Below are 24,336 nucleotides of genomic sequence, written 5' to 3'. Positions count from 1 at the left end.
CCGACGAGGCGAACATAGGGTCGAGCGCGTGACCACTCCTCCCCCAGCCCTCGCCCGACGACTGGGACTCTCCGACGCCGTGATCATCGGTCTGGGCTCGATGCTCGGCGCCGGCGTGTTCGCCGCGTTCTCCCCGGCGGCGGCCTCGGCCGGCGGGCTCCTGCTCTTCTCGCTCGTGCTGGCGGCGCTGCTGGCGTGGGTCAACGCGTGGTCGTCGGCTCGGTTGGCCGCGCTGTACCCGCAGTCCGGCGGCACGTACGTCTACGGACGCGAGCGGCTCGGCCCGTTCTGGGGGTACCTGGCCGGGTGGGCGTTCGTCGTCGGCAAGACCGCCAGTTGCGCGGCGATGGCCATGACGGTGGGGGCCTATCTCTGGCCCGACCAGTCGCGGCTCGTGGCCGTGGCAACGGTGCTCCTGCTCGTGGCGATCAACCTCGGTGGGGTGCAGAAGTCGGCCGGGATGACGCGCGTGCTCGTGGTGATCACCCTGCTGGCGCTGGTCGCGTTCGTCGGTCTGGCGGCCCGTGACGCCCTGGCGGGCGATGGCACCGCCCAGGCACTACTCGGCTCCGCCCCAGCCACCGGGTGGGCCGGCGTGCTGCAGGGCGCCGGATTCTTCTTCTTCGCGTTCGCCGGGTACGCGCGCATCGCCACGCTCGGGGAGGAGGTGCGCGATCCGGCGCGGACGATCCCGCGGGCGATCCTGGCCGCGCTCGGCATCGTGCTCGTCATCTACGCCCTCGTGGCGGTCGCGCTGATCACCGGTTTCGGAGCGTCGTGGATCGCGGACCACTCGGCACCGCTGGCCGCGGCGGCCGACACGTTCGGCGTCCCGGGGTTCGGCGCGGCGATGCGGGCGGCGGCCACGGTCGCCGCGGTCGGCTCCCTGCTCGGCGTCATTCTCGGAGTCTCGCGCACGACCTTGGCCATGGCCCGTGACCGTTACCTTCCGGGCACGTTGGCGGCCGTGCACCCGCGCACCCAGGTGCCGCACCACGCCGAGATCGCGGTGGGTGTGGTGGTCATCGCCGTCGTGCTCGTCGCCGACCTGCGCGGAGCCATCGGGTTCTCGTCGTTCTGCGTGCTGACGTACTACGCGATCGCCAACGCCAGCGCGGTCACCCTGCCCGGCGCGACCTGGGCCCGAGTCGTGGCCGCGATCGGCGTCATCGCGTGCCTGCTCGTCGCGTGGCTGCTGCCGTGGACGTCGGTGCTCGGCGGCGCGATCGTGCTCACCGTCGGGATCATCGTGTACGTCGTGCGCCGCGCTATGCTGGCAGGCGGATGAGTCGACCGGACGGTCGCGTCGGTGCTCCGGCACCGCCGAGGAAAGTCCGGGCTCCACAGGGCAGGGTGGTGGCCAACAGCCACCCGGGGTGACCCGCGGGACAGTGCCACAGAAAACAGACCGCCGGCTTCGGCCGGTCAGGGTGAAACGGTGGTGTAAGAGACCACCAGCGATCCGGGTGACCGGATCGGCTCGGTAAACCCCACCCGGAGCAAGTCCAGACAGTGTGCGTTCGAGGGCGGCCCGCCCGAGTACACGGGTAGGACGCTGGAGGCGGCCGGCAACGGTCGCCCGAGATGGATGACCGTCATCCGGGAACCGGCGACGGCGCCCGGTACACAGGACCCGGCTTACAGGTCGGCTCATCCCCCGACGTGGTCGAAGTGGCTGTGCGCCAAGCGGATTGGCGCACAGCCCGGCCTACCTGTCGACGCGGCCGAGCACCTCAAACCGGACCCGCCCGGTCGCCCGATCGGCCTCGGTCAGGCGCACGCGCACGGCCGATCCGAGCTCCGCCTCGCCGTATGCCTTGGCGATGACGGCCGGTTCGGTCAGGTGGATCATGCTGTCCTTCTTCTCGGTCACGTCGACGACGACGGCCTCGAACTCCTCACCGATCCGGTCGGCGAGCACCGCCGCCTCCATCGCCTCGACACACGCGCGCTCGACGGCGCGGGCCTTGCGGTCGCCGTTGGCCATGAGCTCGGGCAGCAGCGGCAGGGCCTCGCGCACCCAGGTCGGCACCTCTTCGCCGCGGCAGACCGCTTCGGAGATGATCAGCCCGAACCGGTCGACGAGTCGGCGCAGCGGCGCGGTGACGTGGGCGTAGGTTGCGGCGAGGGCGGCGTGGTACGGCTGCTCGGGCACGTCCCCCTCGAAGGGTGTGTAGCCGGCACCGCGAAACAGTTGGGTGGCGTCGTGGATGATCGCCAGGTGGCGCGGATCGTGGTGATCCAGGGAGTGCAGGAACGTCGAGTACGGCATGTCATGCGGCCAGGCCACGCCGAGCGCCTGCACCTGGCGACGGAACTTGTCCATCGTGCCGTTCTCCGGGGGCGGCAGCGTGCGCAGGATGCCGATCTGTGCGTGCATCATCAGCGTCGCCGCGGCCATGCCAGTCATGAGGGAGATCTGGGCGTTCCAGTCCTCGGCGGGCAGCAGCGGCCGGTACGCCAGTCTGAAGACACCGTCCTGGGTTTCGGTGACCTCCTGGTCGGGCATCGGGAGGGTGGCGCCGCCGCGGGCGAGCTCGAGGGCCACGCGCCGCTCCCCGACCTCCTTGAGCAGGAGCAGCGTGTCACGCCCCTGACCGGCGTCGATCTGGGCCTGCGCCTCGGTGTAGGTGTACCGCTCGACGCTCCGTACCATGGCCCGCTCGAGGTCGATGTCGGTGACCTCGCCGGAGTCGTCGAGCCGCAGGTCCCACACGTACGCAGGCGTGATCTGGTCGGGCAGCAGGCTGGCCGGGCCCTCGCTGAACACGGCGGGGTGCAGCGGTGCGCGCTCGTCCGGCGAGTAGATCGTCATCCCGCGGTGACGCGCCTCCGCATCGATGGCCCCGCCGGGCGCGACGAACGCCGGCAGGTACGCGATGGCGTAGCGCACGCGGTGGCCACTGCCGTCGCGCTCGATGTGCAGCGCCTGATCGAGATCCATCGAGCCGGGCGGATCGATCGTCACGAACGGGATCGCGGTGGCGTCCTTCTGCGGCAGGTCCAGCGGGTCGGCGGCGCGCGCCTTGGCCTCCAGCAGCACGTCCTCGGGGAAGCCCTCGGGCACGTCGAGGTCGCGCCGGATCTGGGCGAAGCGTTCCACCAGGCCGGTGTGTTCCGCCAGCTCCTGAGCGTGCGGATCGGTCGGCCTCAGGGTGACCGTGCGATGCTCCATGGACCCAACCTAGATCACGATGCCCGCCAAGCCCCGGAACTGTCCCCACCTCGCCGCGCTCGCACCCGCCGACGTCCCCGCTCCGCACTCCGCCGTCGTTGTGGCCCGGTGTCGTTATACACCGGCCTGGCGTCGTTACGCGGCCGCCTGGCGTCGCTACGCAGCCACCTGGCATCGTTACGCCGAGTTGGCACCCGCCCGGGCGTCGGCCAACCCGGCCTATCGACGCCAACCTTGCTGATCGGCGCCATGCCAACGGCGAACTCTGGAGCCGTGGCATCAAGCCACCGCCTTGGCGACCGCGTCGAAAACCTTGTGGTGTACCCGCGCATGGTCGTCCAGGTCGGCCCACGTCAGCCGGACGACCTGGAACCCCAGGGCGCGGATCCGATCCTCACGCACCTTCTCCGCGAACACGACGTTCGTGCCGCTGTACTTGATTCGACCATCGACCTCGATGACCACCTTGAGGTCCTCATAGAGAAAGTCCACCCGCCCGATGAACCCGTTGCTGTCACGGATCTCGACCTGTGGGGTCGGCTGGCGCATGTTGAGGCTGCGAAATGCCCACCGCGCGCGGCTTTCTGCCGGGGATTCCATCCGCGCATCAGCCAGTCGACACATCTCGGCCGGGGCGCGTGACCAACGTTCCGGGGCCAGGACTCGACGCGCCTGCTCAAGGTCGTCGACGGTGAGGAGCTGCGTGTGCAGTGCGTTGTCCGCGGCGACGAGCCCCGCCTCGGCACCAAACTGCGCAGCCACTTGCAGGCACGCAGCCGCCGCAGTGACCATGCGGATGCCGCCGCGCGCCTCCACCAGCGACTGCGGCACCGGCCGATGGCTCACCACCACAGAGTCGCTTCGCCCCCGGCCGCTGCCGAGGTGGGTCAGGTGGACACGTTGATCGACACCGAAGAGCGCCACGCCATGAAGGGCCAGCGCGCTGTGATGGCTCAGGGCGATGGTGTGACCTCGTGGCAGGCCCGCCATGACCGCGCGAGCCCGGAGCGCGTGGCGCTCTGAGGGCTGAGCCTCCTGCCACAACGCGCCATCCACGAGGCAGTTCCGCCGAATCCGTACGAGTTCCCCGACCCGCACTGACCGGGCCAGCATGTCCCGGCTGATTCCGAGCGCCAGAATCCGCTGCGCCGAAGCCACTCCCCCGCCGATACGGAGCGTCGTCTGGATGCGTTCGTCCATGCCGTCAGCCTGCCGCCTGCGTCCATCCCTACGTTCTCGTTATCCACAGCCCCGCCGTCTCCGACCCGGCATCCCCCGGACGCCGCAGCGTGGAGCCCGGTGTCATGACGCCCGCTCGGTGTCGTTGTGCCGGCTTGGCCGACGCCCAGGTGTCGGCCAAGGCTGCACAACGACACCACCACCCGACGAATCGACACCGGGCGCCGCCTAGGCTGGAGCGGTGCTCGTCCTGCTGCCGCCCTCCGAGGGCAAGACCCGCCCGCGCCGGGGGCGGCCCCTTGACCTCGACCGGCTGTCCTTCCCGGAGCTGACCCCGACGCGGCACACCGCCCTCGACGCCCTGACCGCCGTCAGCGCCACTCCCCAAGCCGTCGAGCACCTCAAGGTCGGAGCGTCGTTGGCCGACGAGGTCGCCGCGAACGTCGACCTGAAGTCGGCTCCCACGGCCACCGCCGCCCAGGTGTATTCGGGCGTCCTGTACTCCGCGCTCGACCTGCCGGGCCTCGACACCGCCGCGCGCCGCCGCGCCAACCGCTGGCTCGTGACGATCTCAGCGCTCTACGGCGCCGTCCGCCCGACCGACCGGATCGCCGCGTACCGCCTGTCCATGGGCGTGAGCCTGCCCGGGGTCGGCCCGATGGCGAGCCTGTGGCGGCCGGTGCTCGACCCGGTCCTGACCGCCGCCGCCGGGCGCGGCCCGATCGTCGACTGCCGGTCCAGCACCTACGTCGCCGCGTGGACCCCGCACGGCGCCGCCGCCCACGCCTGGATCACGGTCACCGTCCCGGGCGCCACCCACATGGCCAAGCACACCCGCGGCCTGGTCGCCCGACACCTGTGCGAGCACGGGTCGACGCCGCGCACCCCGAAGGCCGTCGCCGCAGCCCTGGCCGACGGCCCGTTCGACGTCGACCTCACCGAACCGGCCCGCGCCGGCCGACCCTGGACGCTCTCGGTCACCGCCCGCTGACGACCCAGCACCTCAGGGCAGCGCCCACGCCACCAGCGCCGCGGTCACGACGAATCGCACCAGGCAGCCAAAGGTCCCGACGAGCGCGAACCACCACACCGGCACGGGCCGCGCTCCGGCCGCCAGCGTCACCAGTGCCAGCGGCGGAAAGCCCACCGCGCCCGAGGCGAAGATCACCGCTCCGCCGGCCACACGGTGATCCAGCAGTGAGATCAGGTACCTCGACCCTTGCGCCAAACGCCGCCGCCACACCGGCAGGTCCTTCTCCCGCTTGCTGCGCGCCTCCCCCTCGGTGCGCCGATTCGACCACCAGTCGCTGCCGTACCGCACCATGAGGAACTGCGACACCTTGCCGCCCATCAGCCCTAGCGTCATCACGACCGTCGCGGCCAACCACTGATTCGGGAACGCCAGCGGCGCCGCGAGCGCGAAGATCTCGGCGTTGAGCGGCGGGAAGAACGCCGACGCCACGCCGAACGCGAACGCGCCGAGCAGCCCGGCCGCGATGACCCAATGCGGCACCGAGGAGGCGGCCTCGGCGGCGTCGACGAGCGGGAGCATCAGGTCCGGTTGGTGAACGAGATGATCGCCTCTCGGTTGGGCCAGATCTCGATCGCACTCAGCGAGGCCGGTGCCGCTGCCAGCCGCCACTGCTTCGCCATGGGCACCTCGAGGAGGTCGGCGAGCACGACCATGATCGGCTTGCGATGACACACGACCACACTGGTGCCGCCAGGGGCCACGACCCGAGCGAAGGCGGACAGGACGCGCTCGCTCAGCTGGGCATGCGATTCTCCGCCAGGTCGGGCGTAGTCGGGCTCGACCCGCAGGCGATCGAACTCCGCGGCCGACGTGGCGAAGAGGTCCTTCATCGCCGCTCCGTCCCAGTCCCCGAACGACTGCTCGTCCCAATCGGGGTCGATTGACGGAGCGACGTCGAGCGCCTTCGCGATGATGCCGCCGGTTTGCCGGGCGCGGGCCAGGCTCGAGGTGATGACCCGTACCTCGTCCTCACCGACGAGATGCTGCGTCGCCCGGGCCGCGGCCTGCGCCTGTTCGATGCCCAGGCGGCTCAACTCCGGGTCCGCGCCACCGCGCCCGTCGAGCAACCCCTGCTCGGTGAACGCCGTCACCCCGTGCCGCACGAGCACGATGCGCGTCGGCGTGCGCCGGTGCGGGATCGTCGCCGGCACCTCGTCCTCGTCGACAAGATCGTCCGGCGGCGACTCGACCCGCCCGAAGGTCGGCAGCCCGGGGTCCGAGTGCGGCCGGGTGTCGGCCGCCGCCGGCAACCCCAGCTCGGCCTCCCACCCGGAGCGGTCGTCGATCTCCTTGCCGTCCATCCCGTCGTTGGACAGGGTGTCGGCCAGCCCGTTCTGGGCGCGCGGGATCCACGTGTACATCACGGTGCCGCCGGCCTGCGTGATCTCCGTGGCCAGGTCGCGCGCCTGCAACGCCAGCGTGCGCATCGCCGGGTGCTTGATCTTCCAGTTGCCGCTCATCTGCTCGACGACGAGCTTGGAGTCCATGGCCGCGACGACCTGCGCACCCGGCTCGATGAGCAGTACGGCTTCGAGCCCGGCGATCAGCCCGCGGTACTCCGCGACGTTGTTGCTCGCCTTGCCCAGCGGGGCCGCGCGCCGAATCAGCACCGCGCCGGTGTCGCCATCGCGCACGACCGCGCCGTACCCGGCCACCCCGGGATTGCCCCGAGACCCGCCGTCGGCCTCGATCCGGAGTCGTCGACCCATCAGGCGGCGCCGTCTGTGCTCGGGATCCGCACGAGAATCCGCTCGCACTCCTCGCATCGCACGACGACGTCGGCGGGCGTGTTGGCGATGCGCCCCAGTTCGCCGGCGTTGAGTTCGAGCTGGCACCCCATGCAGCGCCGGCCCTTGAGCTCGGCCGCGCCGATGCCTCCCTGGGCCGCGCGGATGCTGTCGAACAGCGCCGCCAGCTCCGGTCCGACCGCCTCGACGACGGCGGGTCGCCCGGCCGCGACCTCGGTGGCCTCGGCGTCGAGGTCGACCATCGCGGCGTCCCGCTCGGCCGTGAGCGTCGAGACCTGCGCAGCGGCCTCGTCGCTGATGGCCCGCAGTCGGTCCGCCTCGGCAGACGCCGCCTCCGCGCGCTCCATGGCCTCGAGCTCGACGTCCTCGAGCGTCGCCTGTCGGCGGCCGAGCGACTCGAGTTCCTGCTGGATCGCGAGCAGTTCCTTCGACGTGCCCGTGCCGGAGTCCAGTCGGGCCCGGTCGCGCTCGGCCCGGTCACGGACCTGCTTGACCTCGGTCTCGGCGCGCGACACCTCCCGCTGGACGTCACCGAGCTCCGTCTCGGCCAGGACGAGATTGCCCCGCGCCACCTCGGCGGCATCGGTGGCCCGCGCCAGCTGGGCCGCCTGGGGCAGGTGGGCGCGGGCGTGCGCGATCTGGTCCAGACGGGTGTCGATCGCCTGCAGATCGAGTAGGCGCTGCTGCCGGAACGGGTCAGCCTTCACGAGTTCCTCCAAGGGGTTGGGCCCCGACGACGAAGTCCCAGGGATCGGTGCGCACGGCACTGATGTGAGTCTCCAACCTAGTCGGGTCGACACCGCGCTCCGACAGCGCGGCCAGCAGACGGTCGCGAGCGTGCGCCAGCCACAGCGACTCGGTCGCCCAATGGCCGGCATCGATGAGATACGGAGCGCCGCCACGAGCCTCTTCGCGCGCCTCGCTGGCCGGGTGGTGGCGCAGGTCGGCGGTGACGTACACGTCAGCGGCACTGGCGCGCACGGCGTCGAACAGCGAGTCACCCGACCCGCCAAGCACGGCGATACGACGTACCGGAGCGTCGAACGGCCCGGCGACCCGAATGCCCCCGGCGGTCGTGGGCAGATTCCCGGCCAGGGCCGCGGCGAAGTCGCTCAGGCGCAGGCTCTGCGGCAGGTCCCCGACGAGGCCGAGCGGGCTGCCCTCGCTGATCGTCAGCGGCTGCGTCTCGGTCAGGCCGCACGCGGCGGCCAGCGCGGTGTTGACCCCCGGGTCGGCCGAGTCGGCGTTGGTGTGCGCGCAGAACAGGGCGATGTCGGAGACGATCAGCGACGTCACCGCCGCGCCCTTGGCAGTGGTTGTCGCCAGGCTGTGCACGCCGCGCAACAGCAGCGGGTGGTGGGTGATGAGCAGGTCGGCGCCGCCCTTGCGGGCCTCGTCGATGACCGCGAGCGTGGGGTCGACCGCGAAGTGGATGCGCGTGACGGGCTGGGCCGGGTCGCCGGTCACCAAGCCCACGCGGTCCCACGACTGCGCCGAATCGGCCGGGTAGAACTCCTCGAGCACGCTGAGGACCTCGGCAAGGGTGGTCGTCATGGGGTCAGACGCTACCCAACCGCGCCGACATCACCTCTCGACAGGCCCAACTCCGACAGGCGCGCGTCGATGAGCGTGGCGATCAGTTCGCGCGACAGCGGTTCGTCGACCGCGAACTTCAGCGCGCCCTTCGACCACTGGTACCCGTCCAACTCGTCGGCGAGTGACGCCAACACCGATCCGCTGTGCGGCAGGTAGCTCAGGTGGTGGGCATAGGCGGCCAGTCCCGCGATGTTGGTCTTGCCGACCCGGAAGGCCGGGACCCCGTAGGCGATGACCGGTTCGGCCTGCGGCACGAGTTCGCGGATCCGGTCCGCCACGGCCGTCAGGGTGGATCGCTGGGGCTCGTCGAGCCCGGCCAGGTACGTCTCCACGGCATCTGCGCTCACCCCACCAGAGTGACAGGCAGGGGCAAACGTGTCGACAGCCGACGTGATCGACGGGACGATGGTCGGGTGGCCACCATTGTGGATCGCCGGACGCCGACCCTCGCGGTGGCGGTCGTGGCCGCTGCCACCGCTGCGCTCCTCGTCGTCGTGGCCCCCCGGTATGGCTGGCATCGCGACGAGATGTACTTCCTCGAGGCCGGCCAACACCTGGCGTGGGGGTACGTCGACCAACCGCCGCTGACGCCGTTCATCGCGCGGCTCGCCGACACCGTCGCCCCGGGGAGTCTCGTGGCGCTGCGGCTGATGTCGGCGCTGGCCACGGCGGGGACGGTCATCGCCGGAGCCCTGTTCGTGCGCGAGCTCGGCGGAGACCGACACCGCCAACTTCTCGGCGCCGTCGTCGTCGCGACCGGTGGTTTCACCCTCGGGGTCGGGCATCTGCTCTCGACGGGCACGTTCGACCTGCTCGCGTGGAGCCTCGTGCTGTGGCTCATGGCGCGGCTCCTGCGCACCGGTGAGACGCGCACCTGGGTCGCGATCGGCGCCGTAGCCGGGGTATCGATGCTGAACAAGAACCTCATCGTTCTCCTCGGCCTGGCTCTGCTCGCCGGTCTCGTGGCGGAGCGTCGCTGGGACCTGCTGCGCTCCTGGTGGCTCGCCGGAGCGGGTGTGCTGGTCCTGGCGCTGGCGGCCCCGACCCTCGTGTGGCAGGCGAGGAACGGCTGGCCGCAGTTCGAGATGGCGCAGGCGCTCTCGGACCGCCTCGGCGCCGAGAACCGCATCACGCTGCTCCCGCTGCAGATCCTGCTTCTGGGCCCGCTGTTCGTCCCCGCTCTGCTCCGCGGCACCCGCTGGTTGGCCACCGACGGGGCGGGCCGGGTCTTCCGCCCGCTGCTGTGGGCCTGGCCGACCGCCCTCGCGTTGACCTTCGCCACCGGTGGTCGCCCCTATTACGCCCTCCCGCTCACCGTCGCCGTGGCCCTGGCCGGCATCGCCGCGACCGGCGTGCGCTGGAGCGCTGTGGCCATCAACGCCGTCGTGGCCCTCCCGATCGCCCTGCCCCTCCTGCCCGTGTCGACGGTCCCGGCGACGGCGTTGGCCAACGAAGCCGTGGCCGAGACGACCGGCTGGCCGCAGTTGGTCGACCACATCGGCGGGGTGGTCGCGAGCCTGCCCATAGACGAGCGTGACCGCGTCATCGTCCTGACCGCCAGCTACGGCGAGGCCGGCGCGATCGACCTGTTCGGCCCTGCGCGCGGCCTGCCGCCGGCCTACTCACCACACAACGCCTACGCGGACTTCCGACGACCGAGCGACGATGACGCCACCGTGGTGGCCGTCCGATTCCGCCCCGACGGCACCCTGGCGCGACACTTCGATGCCTGCACGCAGGTGGCCACGGTCGACAACGGCCTGGGCATCGACACCGAGGTCCAGGGCCAGCCGATCCTCATCTGTCGGGGCCTACACGGCACTTGGCCCGAGGTCTGGGACGACCTGCGTTCCTTGTCCTGAGGTGACGTTCGAAGGGGACGACTGGCGTGGCAGCCGAGGTTGACCCATCCTGACGAACTCGGCGACGAACCTCGAACCGAATATCGGCACCCATCTCACGTTCTGCGTTTCACCACCGTCTTCAAGGTACAAGGAGAAGGGAAGCGCGGGTCGATTGTTCTGATACACCTCACGAAACGCTCGCCACAGCCGCATGCCATGGGATGAAGATGAAAGAACCATTCGAGAGAGTAGTCACGCAGCACGGCGTCACCGTGCTGCGTGTCTGCCGTGCAGTTCTGGGCATGCACGACGCGGACGATGCCTGGTCGGAGACCTTCCTCGCGGCGATGCGCGCGTACCCGAACCTGCCGGACACCGCAAACGTCGAGGCGTGGCTGGTGACGATCGCCCGCCGCAAGGCCATCGATGTGCACCGGGCAACCGCACGCAACCCGCTGCCGGTGGAGGAACTTCCCGAAGCTCCGACCGCGCTGGGAATCCCCGGCACGGACGACGCCGACGTGTGGGCGTGCGTCGGCCAGTTGCCGAGCAGGCAGCGGCAGGCGATCACCTTCCGCTATCTCGCCGGAATGTCGTACGCAGAGATCGCTGACGTCACCGGCGGCACCGTCGACGCGGCCCGCAGAGCCGCCGCCGACGGACTCAAGAACCTCAGAAAGAACCATCCGGGCGCCACAACGAAAGGAGTAAGCACATGAACGACACGACCCCCGACGAGACCGTCGCCGTCCTGTCCGCGCCCATTGACGGCCAGACTCTGAAGCGGCTGCACGGCAGGCTGGAGACCGCGGCACAGACCGAGGGTCTTCTCGACGTGGCCTACACGATCGTGGACAGCCCGGTCGGGAAACTGCTGCTCGCGACCACCCCGAAGGGCCTGATCCGCGTGGCCTACGCCGTCGAGGATCACGCCCGGGTGCTGGAGCATTTGGCCGTCAAGGTCAGCCCCCGCATTCTGCGTTCCCCGAGGCAGCTCGACACCGCGGCGCGTGAGCTGGAGGAGTACTTCGACCACAAGCGGAAGGCCTTCGATCTCACCCTCGATCTGTCGCTGTCCCGAGGATTCCGTCAGCTCGTGCAGCGGCACCTGCCGGAGATCGGCTATGGGCAGACCCGCAGTTACCGGGAGGTGGCCGAACTGGTCGGCAACCCGAAGGCGGTACGTGCGGTCGGCACGGCCTGCGCGACTAACCCGCTTCCGGTCGTCGTGCCCTGCCACCGGGTGCTGCGCACCGATGGGTCGCTGGGTGGATACATCGGTGGTCTGGAGGCCAAGACCACCCTGCTCGCATTGGAGGCCGCAGCATGATCACCACCAAGAAGCCGAACAAGACCGCCGACCCGTGGCGTGAGCGTGTCGAGTCGGCCGATTGGCCCGCCGTGACCGCCGAGATCAATGAGTACGGCGGGGCACTCCTGCCGCAACTCTTGACGCCGGCGGAGACCGTGGAGTTTCGTGACCTCTACGACAGCCAGGAACTGTTCCGAAGCACGATCAACATGGGTCGCCACCGTTTTGGTGAGGGCCAGTACCGGTATTTCCACGCCCCCTACCCGGAACCGATCGAACGGCTCAAGCAGGCGCTCTACCCGCGGCTGCTTCCCATCGCCCAAGACTGGTGGGCCAAGCTGGGTCGCGAGACGCCGTGGCCGGACACTCTGGACGAGTGGCTGGCGATGTGCCACGAGGCCGGGCAGACCAAATCGACGGCGATTCTGTTGAAGTATGGGGAGAAGGACTGGAATGCGCTGCATCGCGATCTCTACGGTGATCTCGTGTTCCCGCTCCAAGTCGTCATCAACCTGAACGAGCCCGGTGTGGACCATACCGGCGGCGAGTTCCTGCTGCTCGAACAGCGACCCCGCGCCCAGTCACGGGGCACGGCGACCCTGCTCCCACACGGGCATGGCTACGTATTCACCACCCGCGACCGTCCCGTACGGTCCGCTCGTGGCTGGTCGGCCGCGCCCGTGCGACACGGCGTCTCCGCGATCCGCTCCGGTGAACGGCACACGCTCGCCCTCGTCTTCCACGACGCAGCATGAGCTACACGCTCACCGGCGCAGATGGCCGTCCTTACACCTCTGCCCGCAAGGGCACATGGGGCGGCCATCGCGGTGGAAGAATCTACGGCCGACTCGACTGCCCTGCGGCTCTGCGGGCGATCGCACGCGGAGGCTACGTGAAGAACCGGGTGTTCTTCGCCAATGAGGGGACCGCCGTGGCAGCCGGCTACCGGCCCTGCGGAGCTTGCTGCAGGGAGCTCTATCAGGCCTGGAAGGGCGCGCGGGATCGAGGGGAACCTTGGAGCCCCTGACCGGCCCACCGGCTACCGGGCCCATCAACATCACCATGCGCATGACCGGATTCACCGAATGAAAGAGAATCGCGATCTGTATGACTGAACCCACTATCGACCCCGGCGTCGTCATCGGCGCCGACGGGTTGGCCCGTCCGGCGTGGGCATCGGCCGACCCGTTGCTGCGCGACTACTACGACACCGAGTGGGGAATGCCGGTCACCGACGAACGTGGCGTGTTCGAACGTGTCTGCCTCGAAGCGTTCCAAGCCGGCCTGTCGTGGGCGACGATCCTCCGCAAACGTCCGAGGTTCAGGGCGGCGTTTGACGGCTTCACCCCCGATGTCGTTGCTGGCTACGGCGAACGGGACGTCGAGCGACTGCTCGCCGATCCGGGAATCGTCCGGAACCGGCAGAAGATCGTCGCCACGATCCGGAACGCGCAGGCAACGATCGAACTGCGCGACGACATGGGGCTGTCGGCGCTGATTTGGTCGTTCCAACCCACATCGACGCCCCGCCCACGGCGAATCGAGGACATCCCCACCACCTCGCCCGAGTCTGTGGCCTTGTCGAAGGAACTCCGCCGGCGCGGATTCACTTTCGTCGGACCGACCACGATGTACGCGCTGATGGAAGCGATCGGCATCGTCGATACACACCTGCTTGGCTCCCACCGACGCGGCACCTCCGGCATCTGGCCCGAATGAACGTCATCCGCGTCCCCGCGCGAGGGCCGTTCCACCACGAAGCCGCGCTGGCCATGCTGACAGCGCACGCAATCCCCTGCGCCGAAGAACTCGATGGCACCACCTACCGGCGAATCCTCGATATCGACGGAGCGCCAGCGCGCGTGGCGATCACCCTCGACCCGCAGGGGGCGACTGCCTCCGTTGATCGCACCATCGACGATCCCAGATCCTTGGCGGCGCTGATCCGCCGATGGTTCGACCTCGACACCGATACGGATCGGATCGAGCGACAGTTCGCCACCGACCCGACCCTGGGCCCACTGGTCGCGCGCCGACCCGGGCTGCGGATCATCGGCTACCCGGACGAGTTCGAGGCCGTCGCAACGACCGTCATCGGTCAACAGGTCTCCCTCGCCGCCGCACGCACCTTCGCGAGTCGCCTGGTCGCCGCCCACGGCAACCCGTTGGATGGCCTTCGAGCCTTCCCCGACGCGGCGACCCTGGCACAGCTCAGCGTCGAGGAGATTCAGGGATGCACGGGCCTCACGCATACCCGTGCCCGGACGCTCCACGAGGTGTCAAACCGGTGGGCTGACGGTTCGCTCCTGCACAACCTCCCGGCCGCAGATGCCCGCAGCCTGCTCCTCGGCATCACGGGGATCGGCCCGTGGACGGCGGACTATCTGCTCGTCCGCGCGCTCCACCACCCCGACACCTTCGCGCCCGCCGACCTCGTCGCACGCCGCGCGCTCGGACTCGATCAGAAGGCGGCGGCAACTCGCGCACAGGAGTGGGCGCCCTACCGCTCCTACGCGCTGCTGCATCTGTGGACGGACGCCGCGTACTTGTGATCCGGTCGCTGTGCACAACAACCCGTTGGGTGGGCCCGGCCGGGCTCGAACCGACGACACCCGCGGTGTAAACGCGGTGCTCTACCAACTGAGCTACAGGCCCCACGGGCGCGCCGTACGCGCCCACGCAGGTGGACAGCGTACGGCACGCCCGGAATCCCTCACCGATCAGAGTGCGGCAACCGCCTCGCGGTAGCCGTCGAAGTCACGGGCCTGGCCCATCTCGTTGACGAGCGACCAGGTCACCACGCCCTCCTTGTTGATGAGGAACGTGCCGCGCACGGCGGTGCCGGTGGCCTCGTTGAACACGCCGTAGGCCTTCGCGACCTCACCGTGCGGCCAGAAGTCGGACAGCAGCGGGAAGAAGTAGCCCTCCTTGTCCGCGAACGCGGCCAGCGAGAAGCGCGGATCGGTGGAGACGGCGAGCACCTGGACGTCCTCGGAGACGAAGGAGCCCAGGTCGTCGCGGATCGCGCACAGCTCACCGGTGCAGATACCGGAGAACGCGAACGGGTAGAACACGACGACGACGGCCTTGTCACCGCGGAAGGACGACAGGGTCACCTTCTCGCCGTTCTGGTCGGTCAGGGTGAAGTCCGGAGCGGTGTCGCCGACGGCGACGGGGGCGATGGTGGTTTCAACGGTCATGGCGGTCAGTCTGCCAGCCGCCTCGGACGACCCCGGACGACCCCGCGTCAGCGTCGGGCGGACTTGGGCGCGACCAGCCGCGTGGCCAGCCAGTCCGGGCACGCGTTGACCGTTCCGGAGAAGTGCAGCCCCGACGTCACCGCAGCCTCCTCGACCTCGCTCGGATCGACCTCTCCGGCCCGCCCCGGCTTCGGGGTCAGCAGCGCGATGCAGCCCCCCTCGGCCAGCGGCGTGAGCACGTCGACCAAGGCGTCCGTGAGATCGCCGTCCTCGTCGCGCCACCACATGATGACGCCGTCGGCCACTCCGGTATAGTCCTCGTCCTCGAGTTCGGTGGTGGTGATGTCCTCGACGGCGAAGCGGAAGTCGTCATCGACGTCGGAGTCCCACCCGAACTCCTGGATGACCTGTCCCGCCACGAACCCGAGCTTCGAGGCTGGGCCGCTCTGCTCGCCTGTCGTGGCCGGCGCGTTCGCTGCCGTTGTTCCCTTCTGTGAGTCACTCACAGAGCGGAGCCTAGTGCACGCGGGGAGTCTCGCGGCACCCGACCGCGGGCGGCGGGGCCCATCACGATTGGACCCGCGCCTGTGATGCCCGCCCGCGCTCGTCGTTGAACACCGCCTGGGCCCGCTCGAGGCTCAGATGCTGGATGTTCGGGTGGACCGGCCCCATGGTGCTGATCGGCTGCACGCTGGCCAGCCCCAGCGTGCGCTGGATCGGCCCCTGATCGAGGGTGAGCGACTGGATCCGCGCGTGCGGGACGATGCTGACCCTGCGCCCCAGGAAGCCGCCCCGAATGAGCAGCGAGCTCGGCGTCACCGCCACCCCGCGCCGCCGGAACGCCACCGGGTCGACCCACCGGGCCCGCGGCGGCGCGCCCTCGAAACCGTCGGCCTGACGCGGTTGGGTCAGGCCGCGCACGAGCAGGTGCGGATCGACGTTCGGGTCGACCGTGGCCACGACCGCCAGGGCCTCCTCGAGGGTGCCGACCGGCAGCAGCACCCCCTGGTCCTCGGACTCGGAGATCTTCGCGCCGGCCACGTTGACCTTGACCCGCCACCAGTTGAACGGTCGCCACGCGAACGGCTGCTGCACCGAGATGGCCTGCACGCGCTTGAGCGGCACCGTGCTCGCCACGGTGTCGGTCAAACCGCGCCGCAGTCGCACCGCTCCGGGCAGCCGATCGAGGGTGAAGTTGGACCATTTCAGGATCCGCCCGCCGATCGGCGCGGCCATGCCCAGCACCGCCGGGATCAACCACGGCAGCACGAAGATCCACAGCCCCAGGCCGACGCCGACGATGAGCACCGGCCAGATGAGCACGAGCGCGACGATGCCCGGTCCGGCCAGCGTGCTGGCGACGATGCGCCAGGTGGGCACGCGCACCAACGGTGTGCCCTCGCGGGCCGGGTCCACGTGCGACGGGTCGAGACGGAGCTCCGTGCCCTCACCGCGCTCCGTGCCCTCACCGCGCTCCCCCACGCCGACCGGCCAAGGGCCACCGACCCCGTCGATGTCACCGCCGGCACCCGGGCCTGCCGCCCCGGCCGCCGCCGCCCGAAGCATGAGCTGACGACGGATCTGCTGCGCCTCGTCGTGGGTGACGAACGCGAGGCTGACGTGCGAGTCCGACCCGCCGGCCGACTCCACGCGCACCTCGGCCAACCCGAGCACGCGGGCGAGGATCGACCGGGTGATGTCAACGGACTGAATCCGGTCCAGCCGGACCTTCCGGTGCTCGCGGACAATCACGCCCTTGCGCATCTCCAGCGATTCCTCCCCGATCCGGAACCGGGAGTACCGCCACGACACCCACGCGAACAGGGCGATCGCGAGCACCACGATGGGCACGATGACGGCGTACGCCAGCAGGGGCGGGCCGCCGCCCTCATCTGCGGAGGCGGCCCCACCGAGCGAGTTGGCGATCCGGTCGACCCACTGGCTGAGGAAGTACCCGACGACCGCCAGGAGCACGAGCCCACCGCGCACCAGCGGCGAGAGCGGATGGAAGCGACGCCACTCCGCGTCGCCCGTCACCTCGGCGAGCGGAGCGTCGTGTCTCGAGTCGTCGGTCACAGTCCGGCCCGCTCAGCCTCGGCCCGGCGCATGAGCCGCTCCCGCAGCGCCTCGGCCTGCTCCAGCGGCATCCCGGGAATCTCGCCGCTGGACATCGGCGAGGCCGTGTTCATCGTCAAGGTGGCCAGGCCGTAGTGGCGCAGCAGCGGTCCGGAGGTCAGATCGACGTACTGCAGTCGCCCGTACGGGATCGCCACCAGCGAGCGCAGCAGCCGCCCTTGACGGATCACGACCTCATCGCCGAGTTCGGCCCACGTGATGGCACGGACCTGTCGCGGGATCAGCCACAGTTCGAACACCGCGCCCAGGGCGAAGAGTCCCACCCCGATCCACGCCCAGCGCCACCAGAGCACGGCCACCACGGCCAGCGCCACCATGAGGACGAGGTTGACCACCAGGGCGACGATCAACCGGGTGTGGGCGAGTTTGGGCGAGACCCGGTTCCAGGCGATCCCGCCGTCGTCGTAGAGGGTCACCGCCGGGCTGGGGGCCGGGAGCGGGTAGCGCTGAGGATCGATGGGGCCGGGCTCGGCTGGCATGGAGTCGGGCATGGTCGTCATCCTGACAGACACCCCAGATGCGTGAGCCTGCTCACAATGGTGGAAGGATGGTCGTCATGCGCCGCAGGGCCCGACGGTGGACCTGGGGCTGTCGCGAGAAAGGACACCGACCGTGCTCGACCGCGAGGACATGGGACCGATCCTGAACGGGATCCCCAACCATCTCCCGGACATCGACCCCGCTGAAACCCAGGAGTGGGTGGACAGCCTCTCCGGCTTGGTGGAGGAGCGCGGCCGGGACCGCGCCCGCTACGTCATGCTCAATCTGCTGGCCAAGGCGCGGCAGATGAACGTGGGCGTGCCGTCGCTGACGACGACCGACTACATCAACACGATCAGCCCGGAGCACGAGCCCTGGTTCCCCGGCGACGAAGAGGTGGAGCGCCGTTACCGCGCCCTGCTGCGCTGGAACGCCGGCATGCTCGTCCACCGGGCCCAGGCCCCGGGCATCGGCGTCGGCGGTCACCTGTCGACCTACGCCTCCGCCGCGACGCTGTACGAGGTGGGCTTCAACCACTTCTGGCGCGGCAAGTCCCACCCCGGCGGCGGTGACCAGATCTTCTTCCAGGGTCACGCCTCCCCCGGCATGTACGCCCGCGCCTTCCTCGAGGGTCGCTTGTCGGAGGACCAGCTCGACGGCTTCCGTCAGGAACGTAGCCACTTCCTGGCCGACGGCACGCAGATGGGGCTGCCCTCCTACCCGCACCCGAGGTTGATGCCCGACTTCTGGGAGTTCCCGACCGTCTCGATGGGTCTGGGCCCGATGAACGCGATCTACCAGGCGCAGTTCAACAAGTACCTGCACAACCGCGGCATCAAGGACACCAGCGACCAGCGCGTGTGGGCCTTCCTCGGTGACGGTGAGATGGACGAGGTCGAGAGCCGCGGTCTGCTGCACACGGCCGCCTACGAGGAGCTCGACAATCTCACCTTCGTCATCAACGCCAACCTCCAGCGCCTCGACGGCCCGGTGCGCGGCAACGGCAAGATCATCCAGGAGCTCGAGGCGTTCTTCCGCGGCGCCGGCTGGAACGTCATCAAGGTCGTCTGGGGTCGCGGCTGGGACCCGCTGCTGGCCGCGGACCGCGACGGCGCCCTGGTCAACCTCATGAACCAGACGCTCGACGGCGACTATCAGACCTTCCGGGCCAACGACGGCAAGTACGTGCGAGAGCACTTCTTCAACCGCGATCCGCGCACCCGCAAGCTGGTCGCCGACTGGTCCGACGACGACGTGTGGTGGAAGCTCAAGCGCGGCGGGCACGACTACCGCAAGGTGTACGCCGCCTACAAGGCAGCCACCGAGCACGTCGGTCAGCCCACGGTGATCCTCGCCAAGACGATCAAGGGCTACGGGCTGGGCACGCACTTCGCCGGCCGCAACGCGACGCACCAGATGAAGAAGTTCACGCTGGAGGACCTCAAGGGGCTGCGCGATTCGCTGCACATCCCGATCTCCGACGAGGCGCTCGAGAAGGACCCGTACCGCCCGCCGTACTACCACCCCGGCGAACACGACGAGGCGATCGAGTACATGCGCGAACGCCGCGAGAAGCTCGGGGGTGGGCTGCCGCACCGCACGGTGGCGTACACCGCTCCGGAGTTGCCGGGCAAGGACGCCTACAAGGCCGCGCGCAAGGGGTCGGGCAAGCAGCAGATCGCCACGACGATGGCGTGGGTGCGACTGCTCAAGGACCTCATGCGCGACAAGGAGTTCGGCAAGCGCGTCGTGCCGATCATCCCCGACGAGGCCCGCACGTTCGGCATGGACTCGCTCTTCCCGACGGCGAAGATCTACAACCCGCACGGCCAGCTCTACACCTCGGTCGACGCCGATCTGATGCTGGCCTACACGGAGTCGCAGCAGGGTCAGATCATCCACACCGGCATCAACGAGGCCGGGTCGGTCGCGGCGTTCACGGCCGCCGGCACGTCGTACGCCACGCATGGTGAGCCGATGATCCCGATGTACATCTTCTACTCGATGTTCGGGTTCCAGCGCGCCGGTGACGGCCTGTGGGCGGCCACCGACCAGATGGCGCGCGGGTTCCTGCTCGGCGCCACCGCCGGGCGCACCACCCTGACCGGTGAGGGTCTGCAGCACGCCGACGGCCACTCGTTGCTGCTCTCGTCGGCCTATCCGGCGGTCCACTCCTACGACCCGGCCTACGGCTTCGAGATCGCGCACATCATGCGTGACGGCCTGAAGCGCATGTACGGCCCGGAGCCGGAGACGCTCGACGGGGACAGCCGCAACGTCATCTACTACCTGACGCTGTACAACGAGCCGATCGTCCACCCGGCCGAGCCCAAGGACGTCGACGTCGAGGGCATCGTCAAGGGCATGCACCTCTACGCGCCGTCCAACGCCGAGGGCTTGGGCGAGACGCCGCCGCGGGCCCAGTTGCTGGCCTCGGGCGTGGCCATGCCGTGGGCGATGGAGGCCCAGGAGTTGCTGCGCTCCGACTGGGGTGTGGCCGCCGACGTCTGGTCGGTCACCTCGTGGAGCGAGTTGCGCCGTGACGCGATGGCGTGCGACGAGCGGGCCTTCCTCCACCCGGAGGAGCCGGCGGGCGTGCCGTACGTGACGCAGAAGCTGGAGCCGACCGTCGGCCCGGTTGTCGCGGTGTCCGACTACATGCGCGCCGTGCCGGACCAGATCGCCCAGTGGGTGCCGGAGGAGTTCGTCTCCCTGGGCGCCGACGGGTACGGGTTCTCGGACACGCGGGCCGCGGCTCGCCGCGCGTTCCACATCGACGGGCCCTCGATGGTCGTGCGCACGCTGCAGCTGCTCGCAGCCCGCGGCTGGGTCGCGGCCGACGTCCCGGCGCAGGCCGCGGCGAAGTACGACCTGCTCAACGTCCGGGCGGGCACGACGGGCAACGCCGGCGGCGACGCCTAGAAACCCCCTCGCCGAGTGATGGATCCGCGTGGGCTATACCCGGGTATAGCCCACGCGGATCCATCACTCGGCGGGGGTGTGTGCGGGGGCGAGGGTCAGTTCTGCGCGAGGAAGGTGTTGCGCGCCTTGACGCAGACATCCGGCTGGTCGCAGAACAGCCCGTCGACGCCGGCCTCCATGAAGCGCACTGCCTCGTCGGCCATGCGACCGTTCGCACCGATCTCGGTGCCGATGCGGTAGTCGACCGGCAGGAACGTGTTCTCCGAGCGGAACGTCCACGGCGTGACGACCAGGCCTGCGGCGTGGGCGCGGCCGACGAGACCGGTCTCCGCGCCGAGCGTGCCGTCGGTCTTGCGGGCGATGACGGCGTTCTTCTCCGGGCCGAGGGCGTTGATGTCCTTGGCGAGGGTCTTCAGCGAGTCCGCGGTGGTGAGCTGCGCGTAGGTGACGCCCTGGGGACGCAGGTCGAACGGGCCTCCGTTGACCGTCGTCAGGAAGGCGAGGTTGGCCTTGTAGCCCAGCTCGCGGCGCAGGGTCTGCAGGTTGGTCAGTTCGAAGGACTGCACGAACATCGGGGCGTTCGGGCGGTTGAGCTTGTACTTCTTCGTCAGGCGAACGAGCTCGACCTCGGGGTTCATGCCCAGCGAGTGGTGGTAGGTGGAGTGCTTGATCTCGGGGATGATGCCGATCTCGCGGCCGTACTTCTTGGAGAGGTACTCCCGGAACTGCAGGTCCTCCTCGAACGTCGGCACGTCGAACTTGCCGTCGTAGGTGTGCGACTCGGTGCGGTACGGCAGGCGCTCCACGGCGCGCAGGGTCTTGAGCTCGGCGAGGGTGAAGTCCTGGGTGAACCAGCCGGTCTCGGTGGCACCGTCGATGACCTTGGTCGTCTTGCGGCCGGCGAACTCGGCGCGGGTGGAGACGTCGGTGGTGCCGGTGATGTTGTTCTCGTGACGGTCGACGAGCACGCCGTCCTTGGTCATGACCAGGTCGGGCTCGATGTAGTCGGCGCCCTGCTGGACGGCCAACTCGTACGCGGCGAGGGTGTGCTCGGGGCGGTAGCCGGAGGCGCCGCGGTGGGAGATCACCAGCGGGCTGGCGAACCGGTTGGTCAGGGACGGGTTCACGCGGGAGTGGCCCTTCTGCTGACCCGTGGCCGGGTCGGCGGGAGCGGCGTGGCCGGTGCCCGCGACGAGCGGGGCGGCGAGAACGGCGGCGGCGGAGGCCAGGGCGGCGGTGCGCTTCATCATGAGCGCGAAGGTAGGCCCAGACCACCCCACCGGGGGCAACGTCGAGATGACCGTTGCATGTCCACTACCCGAACTCTGGGTGTCCTCCGGGTGCGGCCGATCATCGGCCGCGACGACACCGCATCGTGGTCCGCCGCAACGTCAGCGCCCCTCAGGCCCTAGGCTGGCCCGCGTGTCCAAGGTTCTGACTTCCCTCCCTGTCGGTGAACGCGTCGGGATTGCCTTCTCCGGCGGTCTCGACACCTCTGTTGCGGTCGCGTGGATGCGCGAGAAGGGCGCCGTCCCGTTCACATACACGGCCGACCTCGGCCAGTACGACGAGCCGGACATCGCCTCCGTCCCGGGCCGTGCGCTGGCGTACGGCGCCGAGGCCTCGCGCCTGGTCGACTGCACCCACGCACTCGTCGAGGAGGGCTTCTCGGCCATCGCCTGCGGCGCGTTCCACATCCGTTCGGGTGGTCGCACGTACTTCAACACCACTCCCCTGGGCCGCGCGGTGACCGGCACCCTGCTCGTGCGCGCGATGCACGAAGACGGAGTCTCGATCTGGGGCGACGGATCGACGTACAAGGGCAACGACATCGAGCGCTTCTACCGCTACGGCCTCATGGCCAACCCGGATCTGCGCATCTACAAGCCGTGGCTCGACGAGGCGTTCGTCTCCGAGCTCGGCGGTCGCGACGAGATGAGCCAGTGGCTCAGCGAGCGTGACCTGCCCTACCGCGACTCCAAGGAGAAGGCGTACTCCACCGACGCCAACATCTGGGGCGCCACCCACGAGGCGAAGAAGCTCGAGTACCTCGACGCCGGCATCGAGATCGTCGAGCCGATCATGGGCGTGGCGTTCTGGGACGAGTCCGTGGCGATCGCCGCCGAGGACGTCACGGTGCGCTTCGTCCAAGGCCGCCCGGTCGCGATCAACGGCAACGACTTCGGCGGCGACGCGGTCGCGCTCGTGCGTGAGGCCAACGCCATCGGCGGTCGCCACGGGTTGGGCATGTCCGACCAGATCGAGAACCGGATCATCGAGGCCAAGTCGCGCGGCATCTATGAGGCTCCGGCCATGGCGCTGCTGCACATCACCTACGAGCGCCTGCTCAACGCGATCCACAACGAGGACACCCTGTCGAACTACCACAACGAGGGTCGTCGCCTGGGTCGCCTCATGTACGAGGGCCGCTGGTTCGACCCGCAGTCCCTGATGCTGCGCGAGTCGATCCAGCGCTGGGTCGCCTCGGTCGTCACCGGCGAGGTCACCGTGCGCCTGCGCCGCGGCGACGACTGGACCATCGTCGACACGACCGGTGAGGGCTTCTCCTACCACCCCGAGAAGCTCTCGATGGAGCGCACCGTCGACGCGGCCTTCGGCCCGCTGGACCGCATCGGTCAGCTGACCATGCGCAACCTCGACATCGCCGACTCGCGCGCCAAGCTCGAGACGTACGCGAGCCAGGGCCAGTTGCTGGCCAGCCACGAGCAGCTCATCGGCCGTCTCGAGCCCGGTGGCGCCGAGGCGATCGCCGGTTCGACGGGCGAGCCGTCCGAGGGCGAGGAGCTCCTCGACGCGGTCGCCATGGAGTCCGGCACCGACTGATCACGCGATGAATCACCGGCCGGCGCGCCTGTCCGGCGGCACCAAACGGACCGTCGCCCGGCAGGCCGGCGCGCTCGCCACGGCGGCGGCGCAGCGCATCGAGTCCGAGTACTCGTGGTACTCGACGCTGTCCGCCGCCGACCGCTCATGGGTCGGGGTCGTCGCGCAGGCCGGCATCGCCGACTTCATCCGCTGGCTCGGCGACGACCAGCCCCGCAACCCGGACGCCACCGAGGTCTTCGCCGCCGCGCCCCGGGAGCTGACCCGCTCGATCACCCTGGCGCAGACCCTCGACCTGATCCGGGCGGTGGTCGACGAGGTGGAGGGCCAGGTCGACTCCTTGGCCTCGCGCCGCGACCTCGGCGCGTTGCGCGAGAACGTCCTGCGCTACAGCCGCGAACTCGCCTTCGAGGCGGCCCGCATCTACGCCGGGGCGGCCGAGGAGCACGGTGCGGTCGAGTCGCGGCTGGAGGCGCTCGTCGTCGATGCGGTGCTCCGCGGCGAAGCCGACGAGGGAATGCGTTCTCGCGCAACGGCATTGGGCTGGGGCCAAGTCGTCGACGTGGTCGTCGTCGCCGGATCGGTCCCCGCGGCCACGGCCGGACATTCGGATCCCACCCAGCCCCTGGACCGCATGCGCCGGATCGCCCGCCGCGCCGGACATCCGCTGCTCTCGGCCATCCAGGGCCGCCGCCTGATCTGCATCCTCGGCGCGGTCGGTGAGCGGCCCACCGACGCGGTCAATGCCATCCTCGACCACTTCGGTGAGGGCCCCGTCGTCATCGGCCCGACCGTCCCGCACCTGTTCGCCTCCGGGCGATCGGCGCGGGCCGCGCTCGCCGGGCTGCGCGCCGCTCCGGCCTGGCC

At 69.8% G+C, this 24,336-nt stretch carries 23 protein-coding genes, 1 tRNA gene, 1 other RNA gene and 1 pseudogene; 13 read left to right on the top strand and 13 right to left on the bottom strand.

The genetic code is table 11. The annotated features are described in order from the left end of the window. The first annotated feature begins 28 nt into the window (after positions 1-28). Both KD1_RS01510 and rnpB read left to right on the top strand, forming a co-directional pair. Complete coding sequence (locus tag KD1_RS01510) at positions 29-1,288, top strand: APC family permease (protein ID WP_245627230.1); 1,260 nt, start codon at positions 29-31, stop codon at positions 1,286-1,288. Beyond that, positions 1,286-1,657: RNase P RNA component class A (gene rnpB, locus KD1_RS01505), an RNA gene on the top strand. The genes KD1_RS01510 and rnpB overlap by 3 nt, the downstream gene beginning before the upstream one ends. Before the next feature lie 51 nt (positions 1,658-1,708). Here rnpB and KD1_RS01500 read toward each other — a convergent pair. Together KD1_RS01500 and KD1_RS16405 are read right to left on the bottom strand one after the other, a co-directional pair. Then, positions 1,709-3,175 carry an RNB domain-containing ribonuclease gene (locus KD1_RS01500; RefSeq protein ID WP_068396523.1) on the bottom strand — a complete coding sequence of 489 codons (1,467 nt, stop codon included), beginning with the start codon at positions 3,173-3,175 and terminating at the stop codon, positions 1,709-1,711. Between the two features lie 279 nt (positions 3,176-3,454). Beyond that, positions 3,455-4,375, bottom strand: coding sequence for a type IV toxin-antitoxin system AbiEi family antitoxin domain-containing protein (locus KD1_RS16405; RefSeq protein WP_157073100.1), 921 nt, complete (start codon positions 4,373-4,375; stop codon positions 3,455-3,457). Between the two features lie 220 nt (positions 4,376-4,595). Here KD1_RS16405 and KD1_RS01490 point away from each other — a divergent pair, with 220 nt between their 5' ends. Further along, entirely contained in the window at positions 4,596-5,345 is a 750-nt protein-coding gene (locus tag KD1_RS01490) for a YaaA family protein (protein WP_068396516.1), read from the top strand. A gap of 12 nt (positions 5,346-5,357) precedes the next feature. Here KD1_RS01490 and KD1_RS01485 read toward each other — a convergent pair whose 3' ends face one another. From KD1_RS01485 to KD1_RS01465, 5 genes are read right to left on the bottom strand one after another with little or no spacing between them, the layout of a single operon-like run. Then, the gene (locus KD1_RS01485; protein WP_068396513.1) at positions 5,358-5,906 is read right to left on the bottom strand and encodes a hypothetical protein; all 549 of its coding nucleotides are present in this window, start codon (positions 5,904-5,906) and stop codon (positions 5,358-5,360) included. Beyond that, positions 5,906-7,096, bottom strand: a complete 1,191-nt coding sequence (locus tag KD1_RS01480; RefSeq protein ID WP_068396510.1) for a histidine phosphatase family protein — start codon at positions 7,094-7,096, stop codon at positions 5,906-5,908. Before KD1_RS01480 ends, KD1_RS01485 begins: the two co-directional genes overlap by 1 nt. Further along, a complete protein-coding gene (locus KD1_RS01475) occupies positions 7,096-7,842 on the bottom strand; it encodes a zinc ribbon domain-containing protein (RefSeq protein WP_068396507.1) in 747 nt (248 codons plus the stop codon). The genes KD1_RS01480 and KD1_RS01475 overlap by 1 nt, the downstream gene beginning before the upstream one ends. Continuing rightward, complete coding sequence (locus tag KD1_RS01470; protein ID WP_068396504.1) at positions 7,832-8,689, bottom strand: Nif3-like dinuclear metal center hexameric protein; 858 nt, start codon at positions 8,687-8,689, stop codon at positions 7,832-7,834. The genes KD1_RS01475 and KD1_RS01470 overlap by 11 nt, the downstream gene beginning before the upstream one ends. An 11-nt stretch (positions 8,690-8,700) precedes the next feature. After that, positions 8,701-9,078, bottom strand: coding sequence for an iron chaperone (locus KD1_RS01465; RefSeq protein WP_157073099.1), 378 nt, complete (start codon positions 9,076-9,078; stop codon positions 8,701-8,703). 66 nt (positions 9,079-9,144) lie between these two features. Here KD1_RS01465 and KD1_RS01460 point away from each other — a divergent pair, with 66 nt between their 5' ends. From KD1_RS01460 to KD1_RS01435, 7 genes are all read left to right on the top strand, one after another. Next, the gene (locus KD1_RS01460; RefSeq protein WP_068396498.1) at positions 9,145-10,593 is read left to right on the top strand and encodes an ArnT family glycosyltransferase; all 1,449 of its coding nucleotides are present in this window, start codon (positions 9,145-9,147) and stop codon (positions 10,591-10,593) included. Between the two features lie 203 nt (positions 10,594-10,796). Continuing rightward, positions 10,797-11,294 carry an RNA polymerase sigma factor gene (locus KD1_RS01455; protein WP_370670726.1) on the top strand — a complete coding sequence of 166 codons (498 nt, stop codon included), beginning with the start codon at positions 10,797-10,799 and terminating at the stop codon, positions 11,292-11,294. Continuing rightward, the gene (locus KD1_RS01450; protein WP_068396495.1) at positions 11,291-11,905 is read left to right on the top strand and encodes a methylated-DNA--[protein]-cysteine S-methyltransferase; all 615 of its coding nucleotides are present in this window, start codon (positions 11,291-11,293) and stop codon (positions 11,903-11,905) included. Before KD1_RS01455 ends, KD1_RS01450 begins: the two co-directional genes overlap by 4 nt. Continuing rightward, positions 11,902-12,642: a 2OG-Fe(II) oxygenase gene (locus KD1_RS01445; protein WP_068396492.1), complete on the top strand. Its 741-nt coding sequence runs from the start codon at positions 11,902-11,904 to the stop codon at positions 12,640-12,642. Before KD1_RS01450 ends, KD1_RS01445 begins: the two co-directional genes overlap by 4 nt. Continuing rightward, complete coding sequence (locus KD1_RS16090; RefSeq protein WP_083541898.1) at positions 12,639-12,914, top strand: Ada metal-binding domain-containing protein; 276 nt, start codon at positions 12,639-12,641, stop codon at positions 12,912-12,914. Before KD1_RS01445 ends, KD1_RS16090 begins: the two co-directional genes overlap by 4 nt. 80 nt (positions 12,915-12,994) lie before the next feature. Continuing rightward, a complete protein-coding gene (locus tag KD1_RS01440; protein ID WP_068396489.1) occupies positions 12,995-13,606 on the top strand; it encodes a DNA-3-methyladenine glycosylase I in 612 nt (203 codons plus the stop codon). Next, a complete protein-coding gene (locus KD1_RS01435; RefSeq protein WP_068396486.1) occupies positions 13,603-14,439 on the top strand; it encodes a DNA-3-methyladenine glycosylase family protein in 837 nt (278 codons plus the stop codon). Before KD1_RS01440 ends, KD1_RS01435 begins: the two co-directional genes overlap by 4 nt. 30 nt (positions 14,440-14,469) lie before the next feature. Here KD1_RS01435 and KD1_RS01430 read toward each other — a convergent pair. From KD1_RS01430 to KD1_RS01410, 5 genes are all read right to left on the bottom strand, one after another. Further along, positions 14,470-14,542, bottom strand: a tRNA-Val gene (locus tag KD1_RS01430). Positions 14,543-14,607: 65 nt separating this feature from the next. After that, the gene (locus KD1_RS01425; protein WP_068396483.1) at positions 14,608-15,087 is read right to left on the bottom strand and encodes a peroxiredoxin; all 480 of its coding nucleotides are present in this window, start codon (positions 15,085-15,087) and stop codon (positions 14,608-14,610) included. A gap of 47 nt (positions 15,088-15,134) precedes the next feature. Further along, positions 15,135-15,593: a DUF3052 domain-containing protein gene (locus tag KD1_RS01420; RefSeq protein ID WP_083541896.1), complete on the bottom strand. Its 459-nt coding sequence runs from the start codon at positions 15,591-15,593 to the stop codon at positions 15,135-15,137. A gap of 61 nt (positions 15,594-15,654) precedes the next feature. Continuing rightward, complete coding sequence (locus KD1_RS01415; protein WP_068396477.1) at positions 15,655-17,163, bottom strand: PH domain-containing protein; 1,509 nt, start codon at positions 17,161-17,163, stop codon at positions 15,655-15,657. Next, positions 17,160-17,714, bottom strand: coding sequence for a PH domain-containing protein (locus tag KD1_RS01410; protein WP_245627228.1), 555 nt, complete (start codon positions 17,712-17,714; stop codon positions 17,160-17,162). The genes KD1_RS01415 and KD1_RS01410 overlap by 4 nt, the downstream gene beginning before the upstream one ends. Positions 17,715-17,853: 139 nt before the next feature. Here KD1_RS01410 and aceE point away from each other — a divergent pair, with 139 nt between their 5' ends. Then, positions 17,854-20,625 (top strand): pyruvate dehydrogenase (acetyl-transferring), homodimeric type, encoded by a 2,772-nt coding sequence (gene aceE / locus KD1_RS01405; protein ID WP_068396565.1) that lies wholly within the window; start codon positions 17,854-17,856, stop codon positions 20,623-20,625. A gap of 95 nt (positions 20,626-20,720) precedes the next feature. On the opposite strand, the gene KD1_RS01400 is transcribed toward aceE, so the two are convergent. Further along, the gene (locus tag KD1_RS01400) at positions 20,721-21,875 is read right to left on the bottom strand and encodes a glycerophosphodiester phosphodiesterase family protein (RefSeq protein ID WP_245627227.1); all 1,155 of its coding nucleotides are present in this window, start codon (positions 21,873-21,875) and stop codon (positions 20,721-20,723) included. Between the two features lie 172 nt (positions 21,876-22,047). Here KD1_RS01400 and argG point away from each other — a divergent pair, with 172 nt between their 5' ends. After that, a complete protein-coding gene (gene argG, locus KD1_RS01395; RefSeq protein ID WP_068396474.1) occupies positions 22,048-23,469 on the top strand; it encodes an argininosuccinate synthase in 1,422 nt (473 codons plus the stop codon). Positions 23,470-23,476: 7 nt separating this feature from the next. After that, positions 23,477-24,336: pseudogene (locus tag KD1_RS01390) on the top strand (PucR family transcriptional regulator); the annotation flags it as partial.

It is taken from the genome of Kribbia dieselivorans NBRC 106261, from assembly GCF_001552435.1.
Classification (GTDB): domain Bacteria; phylum Actinomycetota; class Actinomycetes; order Actinomycetales; family Dermatophilaceae; genus Kribbia; species Kribbia dieselivorans.
Note: the sequence above shows the minus strand (reverse complement) of the source record. Positions and strands in the feature narration are given on the sequence as shown.